This window comes from Pseudomonas sp. PARCl1 (assembly GCF_947311875.1).
In the GTDB taxonomy this organism is placed as follows: domain Bacteria; phylum Pseudomonadota; class Gammaproteobacteria; order Pseudomonadales; family Pseudomonadaceae; genus Aquipseudomonas; species Aquipseudomonas juntendi.
Genome location: NZ_CAMZMX010000025.1, coordinates 51,515 through 68,971, shown reverse-complemented (window position 1 = coordinate 68,971; position 17,457 = coordinate 51,515). Strand labels below are relative to the sequence as shown.

At 63.5% G+C, this 17,457-nt stretch carries 18 protein-coding genes; 12 read left to right on the top strand and 6 right to left on the bottom strand.

The features are described from left to right. Positions 1-215: 215 nt before the first annotated feature. Positions 216-653, bottom strand: coding sequence for a transposase (locus tag QME24_RS14960; RefSeq protein ID WP_281690877.1), 438 nt, complete (start codon positions 651-653; stop codon positions 216-218). Positions 654-871: 218 nt separating this feature from the next. Between QME24_RS14960 and QME24_RS14955 the strand changes: the two genes are divergently transcribed. Further along, positions 872-2,815 carry a cytochrome c/FTR1 family iron permease gene (locus QME24_RS14955; RefSeq protein ID WP_281690876.1) on the top strand — a complete coding sequence of 648 codons (1,944 nt, stop codon included), beginning with the start codon at positions 872-874 and terminating at the stop codon, positions 2,813-2,815. A gap of 155 nt (positions 2,816-2,970) precedes the next feature. Here the strand turns inward: QME24_RS14955 and QME24_RS14950 are convergent, their stop codons facing one another. Both QME24_RS14950 and QME24_RS14945 read right to left on the bottom strand, forming a co-directional pair. Continuing rightward, entirely contained in the window at positions 2,971-3,216 is a 246-nt protein-coding gene (locus QME24_RS14950) for a TIGR02647 family protein (protein ID WP_054905600.1), read from the bottom strand. 69 nt (positions 3,217-3,285) lie between these two features. Next, the gene (locus QME24_RS14945; protein ID WP_054905599.1) at positions 3,286-3,585 is read right to left on the bottom strand and encodes a hypothetical protein; all 300 of its coding nucleotides are present in this window, start codon (positions 3,583-3,585) and stop codon (positions 3,286-3,288) included. A 149-nt stretch (positions 3,586-3,734) separates the two neighbouring features. Here QME24_RS14945 and QME24_RS14940 point away from each other — a divergent pair, with 149 nt between their 5' ends. After that, positions 3,735-4,397: a glutathione S-transferase gene (locus QME24_RS14940; protein WP_280091563.1), complete on the top strand. Its 663-nt coding sequence runs from the start codon at positions 3,735-3,737 to the stop codon at positions 4,395-4,397. An 89-nt stretch (positions 4,398-4,486) separates the two neighbouring features. Here QME24_RS14940 and argH read toward each other — a convergent pair whose 3' ends face one another. Then, a complete protein-coding gene (gene argH / locus QME24_RS14935) occupies positions 4,487-5,881 on the bottom strand; it encodes an argininosuccinate lyase (protein ID WP_192441397.1) in 1,395 nt (464 codons plus the stop codon). A gap of 296 nt (positions 5,882-6,177) precedes the next feature. Between argH and QME24_RS14930 the strand changes: the two genes are divergently transcribed. From QME24_RS14930 to QME24_RS14900, 7 genes are all read left to right on the top strand, one after another. Further along, a complete protein-coding gene (locus QME24_RS14930; RefSeq protein WP_009682195.1) occupies positions 6,178-6,921 on the top strand; it encodes a LytTR family DNA-binding domain-containing protein in 744 nt (247 codons plus the stop codon). A 163-nt stretch (positions 6,922-7,084) separates the two neighbouring features. Continuing rightward, positions 7,085-8,026 (top strand): hydroxymethylbilane synthase, encoded by a 942-nt coding sequence (gene hemC / locus QME24_RS14925; RefSeq protein ID WP_110678957.1) that lies wholly within the window; start codon positions 7,085-7,087, stop codon positions 8,024-8,026. Continuing rightward, complete coding sequence (locus QME24_RS14920; protein WP_029887269.1) at positions 8,023-8,790, top strand: uroporphyrinogen-III synthase; 768 nt, start codon at positions 8,023-8,025, stop codon at positions 8,788-8,790. Before hemC ends, QME24_RS14920 begins: the two co-directional genes overlap by 4 nt. A gap of 45 nt (positions 8,791-8,835) precedes the next feature. Further along, a complete protein-coding gene (locus QME24_RS14915) occupies positions 8,836-9,936 on the top strand; it encodes a uroporphyrinogen-III C-methyltransferase (protein WP_280091562.1) in 1,101 nt (366 codons plus the stop codon). After that, a complete protein-coding gene (locus tag QME24_RS14910) occupies positions 9,933-11,171 on the top strand; it encodes a heme biosynthesis HemY N-terminal domain-containing protein (RefSeq protein WP_280091561.1) in 1,239 nt (412 codons plus the stop codon). The genes QME24_RS14915 and QME24_RS14910 overlap by 4 nt, the downstream gene beginning before the upstream one ends. 221 nt (positions 11,172-11,392) lie before the next feature. Then, complete coding sequence (locus tag QME24_RS14905; protein WP_009682202.1) at positions 11,393-11,899, top strand: disulfide bond formation protein B; 507 nt, start codon at positions 11,393-11,395, stop codon at positions 11,897-11,899. Positions 11,900-12,129: 230 nt separating this feature from the next. Continuing rightward, positions 12,130-12,600: an Rsd/AlgQ family anti-sigma factor gene (locus tag QME24_RS14900; protein ID WP_054905594.1), complete on the top strand. Its 471-nt coding sequence runs from the start codon at positions 12,130-12,132 to the stop codon at positions 12,598-12,600. Positions 12,601-12,609: 9 nt separating this feature from the next. Here the strand turns inward: QME24_RS14900 and QME24_RS14895 are convergent, their stop codons facing one another. Next, on the bottom strand, positions 12,610-13,248 hold the full coding sequence (locus QME24_RS14895; RefSeq protein ID WP_232892837.1) for an FKBP-type peptidyl-prolyl cis-trans isomerase: 639 nt from the start codon (positions 13,246-13,248) through the stop codon (positions 12,610-12,612). A gap of 270 nt (positions 13,249-13,518) precedes the next feature. Here QME24_RS14895 and QME24_RS14890 point away from each other — a divergent pair, with 270 nt between their 5' ends. After that, a complete protein-coding gene (locus QME24_RS14890) occupies positions 13,519-14,436 on the top strand; it encodes an AlgP family protein (protein ID WP_281690875.1) in 918 nt (305 codons plus the stop codon). Here QME24_RS14890 and QME24_RS14885 read toward each other — a convergent pair. Continuing rightward, the gene (locus tag QME24_RS14885; protein WP_009682207.1) at positions 14,412-14,894 is read right to left on the bottom strand and encodes a TIGR02444 family protein; all 483 of its coding nucleotides are present in this window, start codon (positions 14,892-14,894) and stop codon (positions 14,412-14,414) included. The genes QME24_RS14890 and QME24_RS14885 overlap by 25 nt on opposite strands. 50 nt (positions 14,895-14,944) lie before the next feature. On the opposite strand from QME24_RS14885, the gene QME24_RS14880 reads away from it, so the two are divergent. Together QME24_RS14880 and QME24_RS14875 are read left to right on the top strand one after the other, a co-directional pair. Further along, positions 14,945-16,855: an ATP-binding cassette domain-containing protein gene (locus tag QME24_RS14880; protein ID WP_009682208.1), complete on the top strand. Its 1,911-nt coding sequence runs from the start codon at positions 14,945-14,947 to the stop codon at positions 16,853-16,855. Continuing rightward, positions 16,855-17,442: a mechanosensitive ion channel family protein gene (locus QME24_RS14875; RefSeq protein ID WP_009682209.1), complete on the top strand. Its 588-nt coding sequence runs from the start codon at positions 16,855-16,857 to the stop codon at positions 17,440-17,442. Before QME24_RS14880 ends, QME24_RS14875 begins: the two co-directional genes overlap by 1 nt. Positions 17,443-17,457 lie beyond the last annotated feature (15 nt).

Sequence of the window (17,457 nt, the reverse complement as noted above, 5' to 3'; positions counted from 1 at the left end):
TGCTTCTTCAGCCTGACGAGAATAACTTCTCCCGCCAGGCCAGTCACAACATACAAGGAGCGAGCGCAGCTCGCGATGCGCCGCGCGGGCGGCGCTCGCTCTCACAGGCGCTGCATACCTTGTGGCAAACACCTGTCAGCCCTAAGGCGATCCCTGCGGGGCTTGCCTGCGATAGGGCCCCCGCAGGCAACATCTGGTCAGAGCCAAATCGCATCTCAAAGCGGATAATCACCAGCCCTCGCAACAAGACCCGCCCGCTTGGGGTTCATGACGATATACCGCGCCACATCCTGCACATCCTCCTCACGCCGCAAGGCCCGGTCATGAAACCCCTTCTGCCAGAGCTGGCCGCTTCGCCCTCGATGCCTGTTGATCATCATGGTGCTACGGGACTTCACCCTGCGCATCAGCCGCTTCAGGCTGGCCGGCCCGAGCTCGACCAACCAGTGGAAATGGTCAGGCATCACCACCCAGGCAAGCGATCGGGCGCTACCTTCCTCTTCAGCCTGGCGGAACTCGGCCACCAGCAAGCGGGCTGAGCGAAAGTCATTGAAGATTGGGGCTCTTGCCAGGGTGGTGCTGGTAAGCAAATACAACCGACGGGTTTCCGAAAACTGGCCAAGCCGTAGCTGCTTTGAATGGGGACGATCCATGTTCCCTGCCTCTTGAATAGTGGCTCAACAGGCTAGTGGGTAGGGGCCTACCCGCGGCGAATCATTTGGTACCCGGTGTTTCCTGTCGCATCGGTGCCTCCTTCATCGCCGGCAAGCCTGCTCCCAGGTACCGTGCCATCCCGCTTGATCTTATTTGTACCAAGATTTTTCATGAAATCCGCCCAGCACCCTTGAGTGAAGCAAAGTGGAAGTGAACAATGTTCTCTTTCGCATTCCCTTCGAGACTGGCCATGAAAACCCGTTCCCGTCTGCTTGCCTGGCTGCCGGCTTTATTGCTCGGCACGGTGCTGGCGCTGTGCAGCGCTGCGGCACAGGCTGAAGCCCCTGCCGAAGCTACCAAGGCCTTGCACCTGCTTGACTACATTGGTGCCGACTACCCGCCAACCGTGAGTGACGGCAAGGTGGTCGACAGCGGCGAGTACGACGAGCAGCGCGAGTTCGGCGAGGTACTGGCCGAACTGGTCAAAGGCCTGCCTGCAAATGCCGAGCACGCGGCACTGGAGCAGGGCGTGCAAGCGCTGCGCCAGGTCATCGACCAGCGCCTGGACGGCCCAGCGGTATCCAGGCAGGCCCGGCAACTGGGCGCACGCCTTGCGGTGGCTTATGAGGTGAGCCAAGCCCCGATAATCACCCCGGACCCGGCCCGTGGTGCTGCCCTTTACGCACAAAACTGTGCCATCTGCCACGGTGAAAGCGGCGCGGGCGATGGCCCGGCAGGCGTCGGCCTGGAGCCCGCGCCGGCCAACCTGCGCGAAGTCGCGCGCCTTGACCAGTTGAGCCTGTTCGACCTCTACAACACCCTTGCCCTGGGCATCGACGGCACCGAGATGCCGTCCTTTGCCGACCAGCTGGACGACCGCCAGCGCTGGGACGTGGCGGCCTATATCGCCAGCTTCACCGCCAAGCCGGAAGCCGGCAAAGGCGACAAAACCTGGAACATCGCCGACCTGGCCCGCCAGACCCCGGCCGAAATCGCCGCCAACGAAGGCACAGCGGCCGTGGAGGCATTCCGGGCCCAGCGTGCCCAGCCGCCGCAGGTCAAGCGTGGCCCTGCGCAATTGCTCGAATACACCGCCAGTACGCTCGACAAAAGCCTGGCCGCTTACCGCGCAGGCGACCGCGACCAGGCCTATGACCTGTCGGTTGCGGCCTATCTTGAGGGCTTCGAGCTAGTAGAAAGCTCGCTGGACAACATTGATACCCAGGCGCGCAAGGCCACTGAAAAGACGCTGATGGCCTACCGCCAATCCTTGCAGGATGGCCTGCCCGTGGGCCAAGTCGAGCAGCGCCTGGGCGAAGCCAAGGTCAAGCTTGAGCAAGCGGCAAAGCTGCTGGGTAGCGACAGCCTGAGCTGGTCGCTGAGTTATGTCTCAGGCCTGCTGATTCTGTTGCGTGAAGGCCTTGAGGCGATTCTGGTGCTGGCGGCGATCCTGGCGTTCCTGCGCAACACCGGCCAGCAGTCAGCGGTACGCAGTGTCAACATTGGCTGGGGCCTGGCGCTGGTCGCCGGCTTCGCTACCTGGGCGCTGGCCGCCTATGTGATCGACGTCGGTGGTGCCCAGCGTGAGTTGCTGGAGGGCTGCACGGCGCTGTTTGCGGCCGTGATGGTGCTGTGGCTTGGGGTATGGATGCACGACCGACGCCACGCCGCTGCGTGGACGGACTACATCAAGAACAGCCTGGTCAGTGGTGGCGGGCGCTTTGGCTTCGCGGTGCTGGCGTTCTTCTCGGTGTACCGCGAGTTGTTCGAAGTGATCTTGTTCTATGAAACCTTGTGGCTGCAGGCGGGCCCTGCCGGGCACCAGGCGGTGCTGGCAGGCGGCGCCACGGCGCTGGTGCTGCTGGTGGGCCTGGCTTGGGTGATATTGCGCGGTTCGGCCAAGCTGCCCCTGACGCTGTTCTTCAGCATCAATGCGGCACTGCTGTGCACGTTGTCAGTGGTGTTCGCCGGGCACGGCGTGAAGGCGCTGCAAGAAGCTGGGGTGCTGGGCACGCGCCCGGTAGCGTTCTTCGAGTTTGACTGGTTGGGGATTCATCCCGACGTCTACTCGCTGTCGGCGCAGGCGGTGGCGTTGCTGGCGATCATCTTGCTGTACGGGCGCTCGCGCCTGGCAGAGAAGCGCAGGGCAACTGCTAACTAAAACCTTGCGCCGTCCCCCTGTAGGAGCGGCCTTGTGTCGCGGTCGGGCCGCAAAGCGGCCCCAGGATTTCGGCAGCGCTGCACAAATTGTCGGGGCCGCTCTGCGGCCCGACCGCGACACAAGGCCGCTCCTACACACTTGACCGCGAAGGGCACTCAGGCCGGCTGTGGCGCCTTGAGAATGTTCTGCAACAGCTGCACACTTTCAACCGCGTCGTGACCCAGGCTGGTCAGGTAGCCGCCATCCGGTTGATCGGTCAGCCCCTTTTCATGCAGGCGCTGCGCAGCGGCGATCAGGGAGGGGGATGCAGTGCTGGTTATCTTGATGCCTTCCTGGCTGCTGTCGTGCTTGAACAGCGCGAGTACTTCCATTTCATCGATAAGATCGGGGGTAAAAGGCATGGTAACTCCTGACTTCCAGACGAGGATTACGGCACTTTCTACGGTGCCTGATCTTCGAGTGTAGCCGGGTTATTCGTCCTCGCCTTGATCCATCTCAGGTGGCAGCTCGGGCAGCGCACGCAGGGCGTTTTCGTACCACTCGCCGTTGAACGCGCGGTCTTCTGCCAGCATGTTGTCAATCTCGTAGGCCAGCACATGGGCCATCACGTTGAGAATGTCTTCACGTTTCCAACCAACCAGCGTCAGCTTGTTGAAAGTGGCCTTGGCCGCCGGCGGCTCGCCGCTTTCGATCTGGTTTTCGATGGCTTGGGTCAGCGTTGCCTCGGCGAAGGCTTCGTCGTCATTGTCGATGTCGGTGGGCTCGCTCATTGGCGGTACTCCTGTGGTGGGATGCACAGTGTGCCACGCCTGTAGCGGCAATGCCCGGGCATTGACGAGGCGCATGACGCTGGTCAGGAACAGGCTTACGGTCTATAAAAGCCGAGCCAAACCCCTTACGGCCCGGAGGCTGTTACCTCATGCTCAAGCTTCATGGATTCTCGGTCAGCAACTACTACAACATGGTCAAGCTGGCGCTGCTGGAAAAAGGCCTGCCTTTCGAAGAGGTCACCTTCTACGGCGGCCAGGCGCCAAAGGCGCTGGAAGTGAGCCCGCGGGGCAAGGTGCCGGTGCTGGAAACCGAACACGGCTTTATCAGCGAAACCAGCGTGATCCTCGACTACATCGAGCAGACTCAGGGCCGCAAGGCGCTGCTGCCGGCCGACCCGTTCCAGCAGGCCAAGGTTCGCGAGTTGCTCAAGGAAATTGAACTGTACATCGAGCTGCCAGCCCGTACCTGCTACGCCGAGTCCTTCTTTGGCATGGCGGTAGAGCCACTGGTCAAGGATAAGGCACGTACCGACCTGCTGGCCGGCTTCGCCACGCTCAAGCGTAACGGGCGCTTTGCGCCGTATGTAGCGGGTGAGCAACTGACGCTGGCAGACCTGATGTTCTGCTTCTCGGTCGATCTGGCTTATGCGGTGGGTAAGAAGGTGCTGAACGTCGACCTGCTGGCGGACTTTCCGCAAGCCAAGGCGTTGCTCCAGCTGATGGGTGAGAACCCGCACATGGCGCGGATCGTGGCAGACAAGGAGGCAGCGATGCCGGCCTTCATGGAGATGATTCGCAGCGGTAAGCGCTGAGCCTGCTGTTGAGCCCTTCGTGGGCACGCCCGCTCCCACTGTGGGAGCGGGCGTGCCCACGAACGAGGGCGAAGCCCTCGCCTTGGGGCTTAGCGAGACGCCAACAGGGATTTGCCACGAACAACGGCAGCCCGCACCTGCGCCGGCGCCGTACCACCAATATGGTCACGCGCATTGACCGACCCTTCCAAGGTCAGTACGGCAAACACATCCTGCTCGATCTGGTCGCTGAACTGGCGCAGTTCGTCCAGGCTCATCTCGGCCAGGTCCTTGCCGGTATCCACCCCATACTTCACCGCATGGCCAACGATTTCGTGGCAGTCGCGGAACGGCAGGCCACGGCGTACCAGGTAGTCGGCCAGGTCGGTTGCCGTGGAGAAGCCACGCAGCGCCGCTTCACGCATGATGGCGTGCTTGGGCTTGATCGCCGGGATCATGTCGGCAAAGGCACGCAGCGAGTCGCGCAGGGTATCGGCAGCGTCGAACAGCGGCTCCTTGTCTTCCTGGTTGTCCTTGTTGTAGGCCAGCGGCTGGCCTTTCATCAGGGTCAGCAGGCCGGTCAAGGCGCCGAACACGCGGCCGGTCTTGCCACGTACCAGCTCTGGCACGTCGGGGTTCTTTTTCTGCGGCATGATCGAGCTGCCGGTGCAGAAGCGGTCCGGCAGGTCGATGAACTGGAACTGCGCGCTGGTCCACAGCACCAGCTCTTCGGAGAAGCGCGAGAGGTGCATCATCGCCACGCTGGCTGCAGCGCAGAATTCGATGGCGAAGTCACGGTCCGAAACGCCGTCCAGCGAGTTGCCGCCCACGGCCTCGAAGCCCAGCAGCTTGCAGGTCAGTTCGCGGTCGATCGGGTAGGTGGTACCGGCCAGTGCGGCGCTGCCCAGCGGCATGCGGTTGGTGCGCTTGCGGCAATCGACCAGGCGCTCGTAGTCGCGGCTGAGCATTTCGAACCAGGCCAGCAGGTGGTGGCCGAAGGTGACCGGCTGCGCGGTCTGCAGGTGGGTGAAGCCCGGCATGATGGTTTCGGCTTCGCGCTCGGCCTGCTCCAGCAGGCCCTGCTGCAGGCGGGTGATTTCGGCCAGGATAAGGTCGATTTCATCGCGCAGCCACAAGCGGATATCGGTTGCCACCTGGTCGTTGCGGCTACGGCCGGTGTGCAGCTTCTTGCCGGTGATGCCAATGCGGTCGGTCAGGCGTGCCTCGATGTTCATGTGCACGTCTTCAAGGTCGACGCGCCAGTCGAAGTTGCCGGCCTCGATCTCGGCCTGGATGGTTTTCAAACCATCGATGATGGTGTCGCGCTCGGCATCGCTGAGCACGCCGACTTGCGCCAGCATGGTGGCATGGGCGATCGAACCCATGATGTCGTGGCGGTACAGGCGCTTGTCGAAATCGACCGAGGCGGTGAAGCGGGCGACGAAGGCGTCGACGGGCTCACTGAAGCGGCCGCCCCAGGACTGATTGGTCTTGTCGGTGCTCATGGATTCACTCATTGCAGGCGTGAACGAAAAAGTGGCGCCGATAATAACAGGGTTGGGACGGCTGCCGCAGGGCGCCGGTCGACAGAAATGCCCGGAAAATGGCAGTGAATCATTTGAAGGAATGAACGGCAGTGTTCCACGGACCGTCTACAGTTGGACAGAAGACTGGCAGTGAATCTGCCGTCCGAGTGAATCTTTGGCCATCGCACCGGTCTAGAGCGTGACCGCAGTGTCGCTCGAACCACACCTGTCTACGCTATACCTGTGCGAGACTCATTCAGGAATCCAGCGCAATTATGAATGTCCTGATCGTTGATGACGAACCCCAAGGCCGTGACCGCCTTAGCCGGCTGCTCGGCGAACTGGAGGGTTACACCGTGTTGGAGCCCAGCGCTACCAACGGGGAAGAGGCCCTGACCCTGATCGACAGCCTCAAGCCCGACGTGGTGCTGCTGGACATCGCCATGCCAGGCCTGGACGGCTTGCAGGTCGCGGCCCGCCTGTGCGAGCGCGAGGCGCCGCCAGCGGTGGTGTTTTGCACCGGGGATGACCAATACAGTGCCGAGGCATTCAAGGACAGTACCCTCAGCCATGTCGCCAAACCTGTTCACCCTCAGGCCCTGCGGGATGCACTGCGCAAGGCCGATAAACCCAACCGGGCGCAACTGGCGGCACTGACGCGGCCAGCCAATGAAGGCGGTGGCCCGCGCAGTCATATCAGCGCCCGCACCCGCAAAGGTATCGAGCTGATTCCGTTGGACCAGGTGGTCTACTTCATTGCCGACCACAAGTACGTGACCTTGCGCCACGACGGTGGGGAAGTACTGCTCGACGAGCCGCTCAAGGCGCTGGAAGACGAGTTTGGCGACCGTTTTGTACGTATTCACCGCAATGCCTTGGTTGCCCGGGAACGCATCGAACGCCTTCAGCGCACGCCCCTGGGCCACTTCCAACTGTTCCTCAAAGGCCTGAACGGCGATGCCCTTACCGTAAGCCGGCGTCATGTGGCCGGTGTGCGCAAGATGATGCAGGCCCTCTGAACCGGTGCCCGCATGGCAAGGGCTGGGCCCTTGCTGGCCGGCAGGTCGGCCCCACCGTCAGGGTGCAGGGCAGCCCTGAAGGGGCCCTTAGCTGATCCACATCTGCTAGCGATCCTTGCGATGCTGTTATGATCCACGGCATTTCTCTGGATCGGGGCGTTTCATGTCCACTCGCGAAATCCGCATTGCCACCCGTAAAAGCGCCTTGGCCCTGTGGCAGGCCGAATACGTCAAAGCCCGCCTCGAGCAGGCCCACCCTGAGCTGCGGGTGACCCTGGTGCCCATGGTCAGCCGCGGGGACAAGCTGCTCGACGCGCCGCTGGCAAAAATCGGTGGCAAGGGGTTGTTCGTCAAGGAGCTGGAAACCGCCCTGCTGGACAACGAAGCCGACATCGCCGTGCATTCGATGAAGGATGTGCCCATGGACTTCCCCGAGGGACTGGGCCTGTACTGCATCTGCGAGCGGGAAGACCCGCGCGACGCCTTTGTCTCCAACCATTTTGCCAGCCTTGAAGCGTTGCCTGCCGGCAGCGTGGTCGGCACCTCCAGCCTGCGCCGCCAGGCCCAACTGCTGGCGCGTCGCCCCGACCTGCAGATCCGCTTCCTGCGCGGCAACGTCAACACTCGCCTGGCCAAGCTCGACGCCGGCGAATACGACGCCATCATCCTCGCGGCCGCCGGCCTTATCCGCCTCGGTTTCGAAGACCGTATCACCGCCACCATCAGTGTCGACGACAGCCTGCCTGCCGGTGGCCAGGGGGCGGTAGGCATCGAGTGCCGTAGCGCCGACCACGCGATCCATGCCTTGCTGGCGCCGCTGCACCACCGTGACACGGCTGACCGGGTGGTGGCCGAACGTGCCATGAACAAACGCCTGAACGGCGGTTGTCAGGTGCCGATCGCTTGCTACGCGGTGCTGGAAGGCGACCAACTGTGGTTGCGCGGCCTGGTCGGCCAACCGAGTGGCGGCACCCTGCTGGTGGCCGATGCCCGGGCCCCCCGTGCAACTGCCGAGGCCCTTGGTGTAGAGGTCGCCGAACATCTGCTGGGGCAGGGTGCCGAGGCCATCCTCAAAGAGGTCTATGGCGAGGCCGGCCACCCGTGAGCCAATGGCGCCTGTTGCTGACCCGGCCTGCCGAGGACTGTGCGGCGCTGGCGCAAAGCCTGGCGGCAGCGGGGGTGGCCAGCCACTGCCTGCCGTTGCTGGAGATCGAACCCGTGCAAATCCAGGCTGGGCAGCGCGCGTTGCTGCAGGGCCTTGGTGGCTTCCAGGCGATCATCGTGGTCAGCAAGCCAGCTGCACGGCTGTTGCTGGAACAGTTGGCCAACGCCAGCCTGCAGCCGCCCGTTCAAGGCTGGTTCACCGTAGGCGAGGCCACTGCCGCAGTGTTGCAGCAGGCGGGTCTGAGGGTGAGTTGCCCGCCGCGTGGCGACGACAGCGAAGCACTGCTGATGCTGCCGGCACTGCGCCAGGCGGTTGCCGTGCCAGCAGCGCGAGTATTGATCGTTCGCGGCGTTGGAGGTCGCGAACTGCTGGCAGAGCGTCTTGCAGAGCAAGGTGCTAGTGTCGATTATCTGGAACTGTATCGTCGCTGCCTGCCGGTTTACCCCGCAGGCACGCTGATGCGCCGCATCGAAGCGGAACGCCTCAATGGCCTGGTGGTCAGCAGTGGGCAGGGTTTGGAACATTTGCAGCAACTGGCTGGCGCCGATTGGCCACAGCTGGCCCGGTTGCCGTTGTTCGTGCCGAGCCCGCGGGTAGCCGGGCAGGCCAGGGCCGCTGGGGCCCAACAGGTTGTGGATTGCCGTGGCGCCAGTGCCGCGGCCTTGCTGGCAGCTGTGCAGTCTTGCACTGCACCTGCCTCTTAAGGCGCTAAGCTGAACGCGATGCGCCCCCATGCAAAGGATGGATACGTGAGCGAGACTGTCTTGTCCAATAACGATCAGCCGTCGGCGCAAACGCCGGCGGATCCCGTTACCACCCCGCCTGCCAAGCGCTCCGGCAATGGCCTTGCTGCGCTGGCCTTGCTGCTCGGCGCGGCCGGGGTGGCGGTAGGTGGCTGGGGTGCCTGGCAGGTGCGTCAACTGCAAGGCAGCGAGTTCGACCAGGGCCAGCACATCGAGGCGCTTAACCAGCGCGCCGAGGCCTTGCAACAGCGTGAGCAGCAGATCAGTGCGCAACTGGCCAGCCTGCCAGCCGCCAGCGAACTGGAAGACCGCCGGCGACTGGTAGCGCAATTGCAGGGCGACCAGCAGCGCCTCAGTCAGCGCCTGGAAACCGTGCTCGGCGAAAGCCGCAAGGAGTGGCGCCTGGCAGAAGCCGAGCACCTGCTGCGCCTTGCTACCCTGCGCCTGTCGGCCTTGCAGGACATCACCAGCGCCAAGGCCCTGGTCGAAGGTGCCGACGAGATCCTGCGCGAGCAGAGCGACCCAGGTGCCTTTGCCGCTCGCGAGCAACTGAACCGCAGCCTGGCCACGCTCAACAGCACCCAGCAACCAGACCGCACGGGCCTGTTCCTGAAGCTGGCTGCGCAGCGTGACTTGGTCCAGCAACTGAGCGCGCAGCCGCCGGAGTTCGACAGCAATGCCGATGCCCTCGGCGCCTTGACCGCCGATGGCGACGGTGTCAGCCGCCTGTCGCAGTGGTGGGCGGAAATCTCCAAGTATTTCCAGGTTGACTTCAATGCCGACGAAAACGTGCGCCCATTGCTGGCCGGGCAGCAACTCAACCAGTTGCGCCTGGCATTGAGCCTGACCATCGAGCAGGCCCAGTGGGCGGCGCTCAATGGCGACGCGAAGGTCTATACCCAGGCGCTGGATGATGCCCGCAGCGTGCTGCTGGCCAACTTCAATGCCGACAACCCGCAAAGCAAGGCCATGCTCGACAGCCTGAATGCCTTGGCCGAGCAGCCAGTGTCGGTGGTCACCCCTGACCTCAGCGAAAGCCTGGCAGCCGTGCAGGCCTACATTCAGCGCCGCCATCTGCCGGCCGAGGCCGAGGGGGGCAAGCCATGAAGCGAGTCTACCTGCTGGCCGTACTGGCCATCGTGGTCGCTGCTGCGCTGGGTGTCGCCGTCGCCAAGCACAGCGGTTACGTACTGGTTTCCTACGGTGGTTTCCGTTATCAATCGGGGCTGTGGGCGGCGCTGGGTGGGCTGCTGGCGGTCGTTCTGGTGTTGTGGTTGCTGCGCTACCTGGTGGGGCTGTTGCTGACCTCCAGCGGCGTGGTCAACCCTTGGTCGCGGCGCAACCGCCGCCGGCGTATTCGCCTGGCAATCGAACAGGGCCAGCTGGACCTGGCCGAGGGTCGCTGGGCCAGCGCCCAGCGCCATTTGCACCGTGCCGCGGAGGCCGAGCGCCACCCCCTGCTGTACTACCTCGGTGCAGCGCGTGCCGCCAACGAGCAAGGTCGCAGCCAAGACAGCGACAACTTGCTGGAGCGTGCCCTGGAGCGCCAGCCACAGGCAGAACTGGCCATTGCCCTGACCCATGCCCAACTGCAGATGGACCGGGGTGAAAGCGATGGCGCGCTGGAGACCTTGCTGGCCATGCAAGAGCGCCACCCGCACAACAGCCAAGTCCTGCGGCTGTTGCAGCGCCTGTACCTGGAGCGCGGTGACTGGTCCGCCTTGATTCGCCTGTTGCCCGACCTGCGCAAGGGCAAGGTATTACCGGCCACGGAGCTTGCTGCCCTCGAGCAGCGCGCCTGGGGCCAGAACCTGAGCCTGGCCACAACCCGTGGCGAGGACGCGCAAAGTGCACGGCAGGCCCTGGAGCGCGCCTGGCAGCAACTGACTGCCGCCCAGCGTCAGGAGCCGCAACTCGTGCTGGCCTACGCTGAACAGCTACGCCAGGTAGGTGCCGAGAGTGATGCCGAACAGGCATTGCGCACGGCCCTCAAGCGGAACTACGAAAGCCATCTGGCTCGCCTGTATGGCCTGGTGCGTGGCGATGACCCGGTACGCCAGTTGCAAACCGCCGAAGGCTGGCTCAAAGACCACCCGCAAGATGCCAGCCTGTTGCTCACCCTTGGCCGCCTTAGCCTGCAGAACCGTCTGTGGGGCAAGGCGCGCGATTACCTCGGAAGCAGCCTGCGCATGGAGCGCAACCCCGAGGCTTGCGCCGAACTGGCGCGCCTGCTCGCCGGCCTGGGTGAGACGGAGCGCAGCAACCAACTGTTCCAGGAGGGCCTTGGCCTGCTCGACGAACGCCTGCTGGCGTTGCCGCTGCCAGAAGGCGTACGCGCCTGACCTACCCCAAAGCCCGCGGCAAGGCGCGGGCTTTGGGGGCTGGTGATTTATCTTCCGTTGCATGCTGAATATGCATTCCCAGTCCTCAGTCGCCTCCTATCGAATAGACGGAAATTTCTTACGCGTTTCAGCGACTTGTCGTTGCTGTAGCGCCTTGAAACAAAGCCCGTCTTTCCTCTACCGTTCCAGGCCACACTCTCATCCCGGGACCTTCACCACCCATGCTGCTGGCCCGTTTGCGCACCTTGTTTCTTCCTGCTTGCCTGGCCGCACTGGCGGTGCTGGCTGCGTCCTTTCAGTTGGATAACATGCTTGGGCTGGTGCCATGCCCGTTGCGCTTGAGCCAGCGGTTGCTGCTAGCCCTGTATGCCCTGCTGAGCCTGGCCAGCGTGCTGCAGGCACCGCGTGCACGTGGCCTGCGGCGTTACGCATGGGCGACGTTGGCCTGCTCGCTGGGCGGGGCGGCGCTGGCCGCGCGGCAGGTCTGGCTGCAGGGTGCTGAAAGGGTTGTCGATGCATGCCCGCTGCCGATCGGGCGTGTATTCGAGCAGGGTTGGGTGGAGGCGGCCCGGCAACTGCTATTCGGCGGCCCGGAGTGCAGCGCGCTGAGCTGGAGTTTTCTCGACCTGACCCTTCCCGAGTGGAGCCTGTTGGCTTTCCTGCTGCTGGCGGCGCTGCCCGCGAGCTGCCTGCTGGCGTATCGTTTCCGCACCCTGGCAGGCGCTTGACCTGGCGCAAGGTTGGGTCATCAGAATGACCAATGGCCATGTAACACGGTATTAAACACTTGTATGAAGTTTGTCCACTGCGTACCTTGAAGGGCAACACGTGCGGGAATAATCTCGCAGCACGGATACTCAAAACACAACTGCTCGATGCCGTCCTGCTGATATCACCTTTGTGCGCGCCTTCGCAGCGCGAGGTGCAGCGGCATCTACCCAGAAGGGAAGAGATCGCCATGCTCGATAGTTGTCAGAACGCTCAGGAACGCTGGGGTGGGGTTCACGAACTTATTGATCGTTGGCTTAAGGCGCGCGAGGAATTGGTGCATTCTTTCCGCGCGTTGCGCGCCCAAGAGCTGGCCTTCGCCGACAAGGATACGAACGGGGATTTCTGTGGTCTGCTCGTGGACTACTGTTCGGCGTGGCACTTCGAGGTCTGCGAGCAGCTGGTCAGGGAAGCCAAGGCTTTCGGTGACGAGAAGGCACTGAAGCTGGCCGAAGAGATCAACCCACGCATCAATGACATCACGCAGATCGCGTTGGCTTTCAACGACCATTGTGCGAAAGCTGAGTGCAAGGACACAGAGCGCTTTGCCGAAAAACTGGGCAAGCTCGGTGGCCTGCTGCATGAGCGCTTCGAACTGGAAGACTGCCTGATCGAAGTGCTGCACAACGCGCACAAGGAAGAGGGCGCGGTACAGGCCTGATGGTTGGCGTCAGTCGCCAACCCCCAGCAGTTCGATTTCGAACACCAAGGGGGTATAGGGTGGAATCAAGTCGCCTGCGCCCTCGGCTCCATAGGCTTGTGCGGACGGAATGACAAGGCGCCACTTGGCGCCGACGTGCATCTGCGGCAACGCTACCTGCCACCCCTCGATCACCGAACCCAGGCTGAACCACTGTGGCGTCTGGTTCTGGTCGAATACCGAGCCGTCCGGCAACCTGCCTACGTAGCGCACCTGCACTTTGCCACCGGCTTTCGGCTGCGCGCCACTTCCTGCCTGCAGTTCGTTGTAAAGCACGCCCTCTGGCAACTCATGCACGCCAAAACGCCCCCGCTCATTAGCCATAAAGCGTTTTTCCGCCGCTTGCTGCTTTTGCGCCTGGTCATCGCTTTCCTGTGCATCATGCTGCTGCAGCACGGCCTGCATGCGTGCCTTGTCGAGCTTCAGCGGCTGCCTTTGGTAGGCCTGGCGCAAGCCATCGACCAAGGCATCCAGTTGCAGGCCCGGCATGTCCTGGCGCAGCCGCTCGCCCAGGCTGGCCCCAAGGCTGTAGGCGAGATCGCGTTCATCACTGTCGGCCAGGGCGAGGGGCGCCAGCAGGCATAAACCTAAAACAAGAAATCGAGGCATGGTCAGTTCCTGCGCCAATGAGCGTGGAAGTATGCCAGTGTTGAATATGTGTATTGGCTTTTTCGCGGCTTTGCGTGGGCGCGGCTTTGAGTCGCAACAGGGCAGCGGCGCGGCGAGGCTTTGTCCAGCATCTACACTTACCCGCAGCTGCAAGCTTACAACGTTGCCCAGGCATGCAACGCGGCGTAACTATTACGGTCAACATGCCCTAGCGGCGGTAGCAGCAGAAGCATAGTATGAGCCGCACTCTCGTCAGCCAGGAGGTAAACCATGTCGGCCAAAAAGAAGCCAGTAAGTACGCCGTTACACCTGCTCCAGCAACTTTCGGGTAGCTTGCTCGAACATTTGGAAGAAGCCTGCTCGCAAGCGCTGGCTGATGCGGAAAAACTGCTGGCAAAGTTGGAAAAGCAGCGTGGCAAAGCGCAGGAAAAACTGCACAACGCTCGCTTGAAACTGCAAGGTGCAGCCAAGGCCGGTAAAGCCAAGGCACAGACCAAAGCGCAAAAAGCCAGCGCTGAACTAGAAGAACTGCTGGACTCCCTCAAGGAGCGTCAAACCCAGACGCGCGCCTACATTCAGCAACTCAAGCGCGATGCCCAAGACAGCATCAAGTTGGCCCAAGGTGTAGGCAAAGTGCGTGAAGCCGCGACCAAGGCCCTTGACCAGCGTGCAGCCAAAACGGCCAAGCCAGCTGTTGCCAAGCCGGCGACCAAGCCAGCCGGTCGAGCCACTACCGCAGCCAAGCCAGCAGCTAAAGCCACCGCTGCCGCAAAACCTGCGCCCAAGCCAGCCGCCAAGGCCACTGCTGCCGCGAAACCTGTGGCCAAGCCAGCCGCCAAGGCCACTGCCGCCGCTAAACCTGCGGCCAAGCCGGCCGCCAAGGCCACTGCCGCCGCTAAACCTGCGGCCAAGCCGGCCGCCAAGGCCACTGCCGCCGCAAAACCTGCAGCCAAGCCAGCCGCCAAAGCAACAGCCGCCGCTAAACCTGCGGCCAAGCCAGCTGCAGCCAAGGCGCCAGCACGTACCGCAGCGAAACCGGCTGCCAAGCCTGCCGCCAGCAAGCCAGCCGCTGCCAAACCGGCTACACCTGCCCCCAGCACTCCGGCCGCTGATGCCAACTCGGCCACTTCGGTAGCGCCATCGGCGCCGGCCAGCACGCCTGCTCAGGCACCGTCTTCGGCGTCCTGAAGCGCTGCAGCCGCGGCGCGTAGCTGCAGCAACGCGTCATGTTGTCGGCCCTGGTCCGGCACCAGCCGGGCCAGCCAGTCGCCCGTGGGCTCAGCAGAGTCCGCGGGCCACTGCTGGGCACGTTCTTGCAAGCGTTCCAGCAACGCTCTTTCTGCCTGTAATTCCAACCCTTTCACTTGCTCGCGCACAAGTGCCAGCCGGCTATCCAGCTGTGCTGCCGCGCGCCATTGCTGGCGCAGGTCGCGTAGCGGGGTGACCACTGTCCGTTGCCAGGGGTCGGCAATGCCGTGCAATGCCTGCGCGCGCTGGTCCGTCACGGCAACCCCACGCGCCTGCAACCACGTGGCGCACAGCAGCAGGCAGACATCGCCACCCAGTGTTTGCAGTTCAAGGCAGGCGGCTTCTACGCCAGGCCTGGCGTACAAGGCCAGGGCGTGATTCCACAGGTCGGTGTGCATGGTTCCACTCGCGCTATGGGCCGAGGAAGCTGGTAGACTCCGCGACCATCATGATCAGACTATCCAACCTCACTTTACAGCGTGGTCCGCAGCGCTTGCTAGAAGGCGCCGAGATGACCCTGCACGCCGGTCACAAGGCCGGTCTTATTGGCGCCAACGGTGCCGGCAAATCCAGCCTGTTCGCCTTGCTGCGCGGTGAGCTGTCGCCCGATGCCGGCGACTGCCAGCTGCCCGGCGACTGGCGCATCGCCCACATGCGCCAGGAGGTTGATACCCTCGATCGCCTGGCCGTGGACTATGTGCTCGACGGTGACGTGCGCCTGCGCAAGGTCCAGGCCGAATTGGCGGCTGCCGAGCAAGCGCACGACGGCACCGCCCTGGCGCGCCTGCACAGTGAGCTGGAAAGCGCTGACGGCTACACCGCCGACGCTCGCGCCCGCAAGCTGCTGGCCGGCCTGGGCTTTACCAACGAGCAGATGGACCGCCGAGTCGGTGACTTCTCTGGCGGCTGGCGTATGCGCCTCAACCTGGCCCAGGCGCTGATGTGCCCGTCCGACCTGCTGCTGCTCGACGAGCCCACCAACCACCTGGACCTCGACGCCATTCTGTGGCTGGAAGACTGGCTCAAGGGCTACCCTGGCACGCTGCTGCTGATTTCCCACGATCGTGACTTCCTCGATGCGGTGGTCGACCATGTGCTGCATGTAGAGCAGCGCAAGCTGAACCTCTACAAGGGCGGCTATACCGCCTTCGAGCGCACCCGTGCCGAACGCCTGGCGCAACAGCAACAGGCCTACGAGAAGCAGCAGGCGCAGCGCGCGCACATGGAAAAGTACATCGCCCGCTTCAAGGCCCAGGCCACCAAGGCGCGCCAGGCGCAGAGCCGGATCAAGGCCCTGGAGCGCATGGAGGAGCTGTCGGCGGCGCACGTCGATTCGCCATTTGACTTCGTCTTCCGCGAGTCGCAGAAAATCTCCAGCCCGCTGTTGAGCATGTCCGAAGGCCGGCTGGGGTATGGCGACAAAGCCATCCTCGACAAGGTCAAGCTGCAACTCACCCCGGGCGCGCGTATTGGCCTGCTCGGCCCGAATGGCGCAGGCAAGTCGACGCTGATCAAGAACCTTGCCGGTGAGCTGGCGCCGTTGTCCGGCCGGCTGGTCCGCGGCGAGAACCTGGCCGTGGGTTATTTTGCCCAGCACCAGCTGGACTCGCTGGACGACAAGGCCAGCCCGCTGCTGCACTTGCAGCGCATTGCCCCCGCCGAGCGCGAGCAGACCCTGCGCGACTTCCTGGGAGGCTTCGATTTCCATGGCGCCCGTTGCGACGAGCCGGTGGTGAACTTCTCCGGTGGCGAGAAGGCACGGCTGGCGCTGGCGCTGATCGCCTGGGAACGGCCGAACCTGCTGCTGCTCGACGAACCCACCAACCACCTCGACCTGGAAATGCGCCTGGCGCTGACCATGGCCTTGCAGGAGTTCGCCGGCGCCGTGGTAGTGGTATCCCACGACCGTCACCTGCTCAAGAGCACCACCGACGACTTCCTGCTGGTCGCTGACGGCAAGGTCGACACCTTCGACGGTGACCTGGACGACTACAGCCGTTGGCTGGTCGAGTATCGCCAGCGCAGCGCGCCGGCCAGTACTGCACCGGTCAACCCGGACAAGACCGACAAGAAAGCCCAGCGCCAGGCCGCCGCGGCCTTGCGCCAGCAATTGGCCCCGCACAAGAAGGCCGCTGACAAGTTGGAAGCCGAGCTCAATCAGGTGCACGCGCAGTTGGCCGAAATCGAGACGGCGCTGGGCGACGCTGGGCTTTACGACGCGGCGCGCAAGGACCAATTGCGTGACCTGCTGGCGCGCCAGACCAAGCTCAAGCAACGTGAAGGGGAGCTGGAAGAGGGCTGGATGGAAGCACTGGAAACCCTCGAAAGCATGCAAGCCGAGCTTGAGGCGCTGTCCTGATGGAGGAGCTGCGTGGGTTGCTGCCTGGGCAGTGGATGGACACCTTATGGCTGGGCTTGCAGATCCTCCTTATCCTGGCGGTGGCTTTTGTCCTGCAGCGCATCGTGGCCCGTGGCCTCAGCCGCCTGGGCCAGCGCTACCCCTTGCCACCGGAGTTGCTGGTGCCCGTGCGCGGTGGCCTGCGCTGGTTGATCATGGGCAGCGCGCTGCTGTTCGTGCTGGAGCGCCTGGGGGTTTCGGCAACGGTGCTGTGGACGGCCCTGTCCGGTTTCGTGGCGGTGGCGGCGGTGGCGTTCTTCGCCATGTGGAGCGTACTGTCCAACCTGCTGTGCGCGGTGCTGATCTTCACGGTCGGGCCGTTTCGTATTGGTGATGTGGTCGAGCTGGTCGACACCCTCGACAAGCCGGGCGTAAAGGGCCGGGTAATCGCCATCAACCTGCTGTTCACTACCCTCCTGGAAGTGCCCGAGGCGGGCGGGGCATTGGTGCAGGTGCCGAACAGCCAGTTCTTCCAGAAGTCGGTGCGGCGCTGGCGCGGGGCCGAAGTGCAGGCCATGCACAAGGACGTGTTGCTCGAGGCGGACTGACATGGCCCGCATAAG

Excerpts from the sequence above, each read along its gene's own strand:
- QME24_RS14960 (WP_281690877.1), bottom strand. The coding sequence starts at position 653 with ATGGATCGTCCCCATTCAAAGCAGCTACGGCTTGGCCAGTTTTCGGAA.
- QME24_RS14955 (WP_281690876.1), top strand. The coding sequence starts at position 872 with ATGTTCTCTTTCGCATTCCCTTCGAGACTGGCCATGAAAACCCGTTCC.
- QME24_RS14950 (WP_054905600.1), bottom strand. The coding sequence starts at position 3,216 with ATGCCTTTTACCCCCGATCTTATCGATGAAATGGAAGTACTCGCGCTG.
- QME24_RS14945 (WP_054905599.1), bottom strand. The coding sequence starts at position 3,585 with ATGAGCGAGCCCACCGACATCGACAATGACGACGAAGCCTTCGCCGAG.
- QME24_RS14940 (WP_280091563.1), top strand. The coding sequence starts at position 3,735 with ATGCTCAAGCTTCATGGATTCTCGGTCAGCAACTACTACAACATGGTC.
- argH (WP_192441397.1), bottom strand. The coding sequence starts at position 5,881 with ATGAGCACCGACAAGACCAATCAGTCCTGGGGCGGCCGCTTCAGTGAG.
- QME24_RS14930 (WP_009682195.1), top strand. The coding sequence starts at position 6,178 with ATGAATGTCCTGATCGTTGATGACGAACCCCAAGGCCGTGACCGCCTT.
- hemC (WP_110678957.1), top strand. The coding sequence starts at position 7,085 with ATGTCCACTCGCGAAATCCGCATTGCCACCCGTAAAAGCGCCTTGGCC.
- QME24_RS14910 (WP_280091561.1), top strand. The coding sequence starts at position 9,933 with ATGAAGCGAGTCTACCTGCTGGCCGTACTGGCCATCGTGGTCGCTGCT.
- QME24_RS14905 (WP_009682202.1), top strand. The coding sequence starts at position 11,393 with ATGCTGCTGGCCCGTTTGCGCACCTTGTTTCTTCCTGCTTGCCTGGCC.
- QME24_RS14900 (WP_054905594.1), top strand. The coding sequence starts at position 12,130 with ATGCTCGATAGTTGTCAGAACGCTCAGGAACGCTGGGGTGGGGTTCAC.
- QME24_RS14895 (WP_232892837.1), bottom strand. The coding sequence starts at position 13,248 with ATGCCTCGATTTCTTGTTTTAGGTTTATGCCTGCTGGCGCCCCTCGCC.
- QME24_RS14890 (WP_281690875.1), top strand. The coding sequence starts at position 13,519 with ATGTCGGCCAAAAAGAAGCCAGTAAGTACGCCGTTACACCTGCTCCAG.
- QME24_RS14885 (WP_009682207.1), bottom strand. The coding sequence starts at position 14,894 with ATGCACACCGACCTGTGGAATCACGCCCTGGCCTTGTACGCCAGGCCT.
- QME24_RS14880 (WP_009682208.1), top strand. The coding sequence starts at position 14,945 with ATGATCAGACTATCCAACCTCACTTTACAGCGTGGTCCGCAGCGCTTG.
- QME24_RS14875 (WP_009682209.1), top strand. The coding sequence starts at position 16,855 with ATGGAGGAGCTGCGTGGGTTGCTGCCTGGGCAGTGGATGGACACCTTA.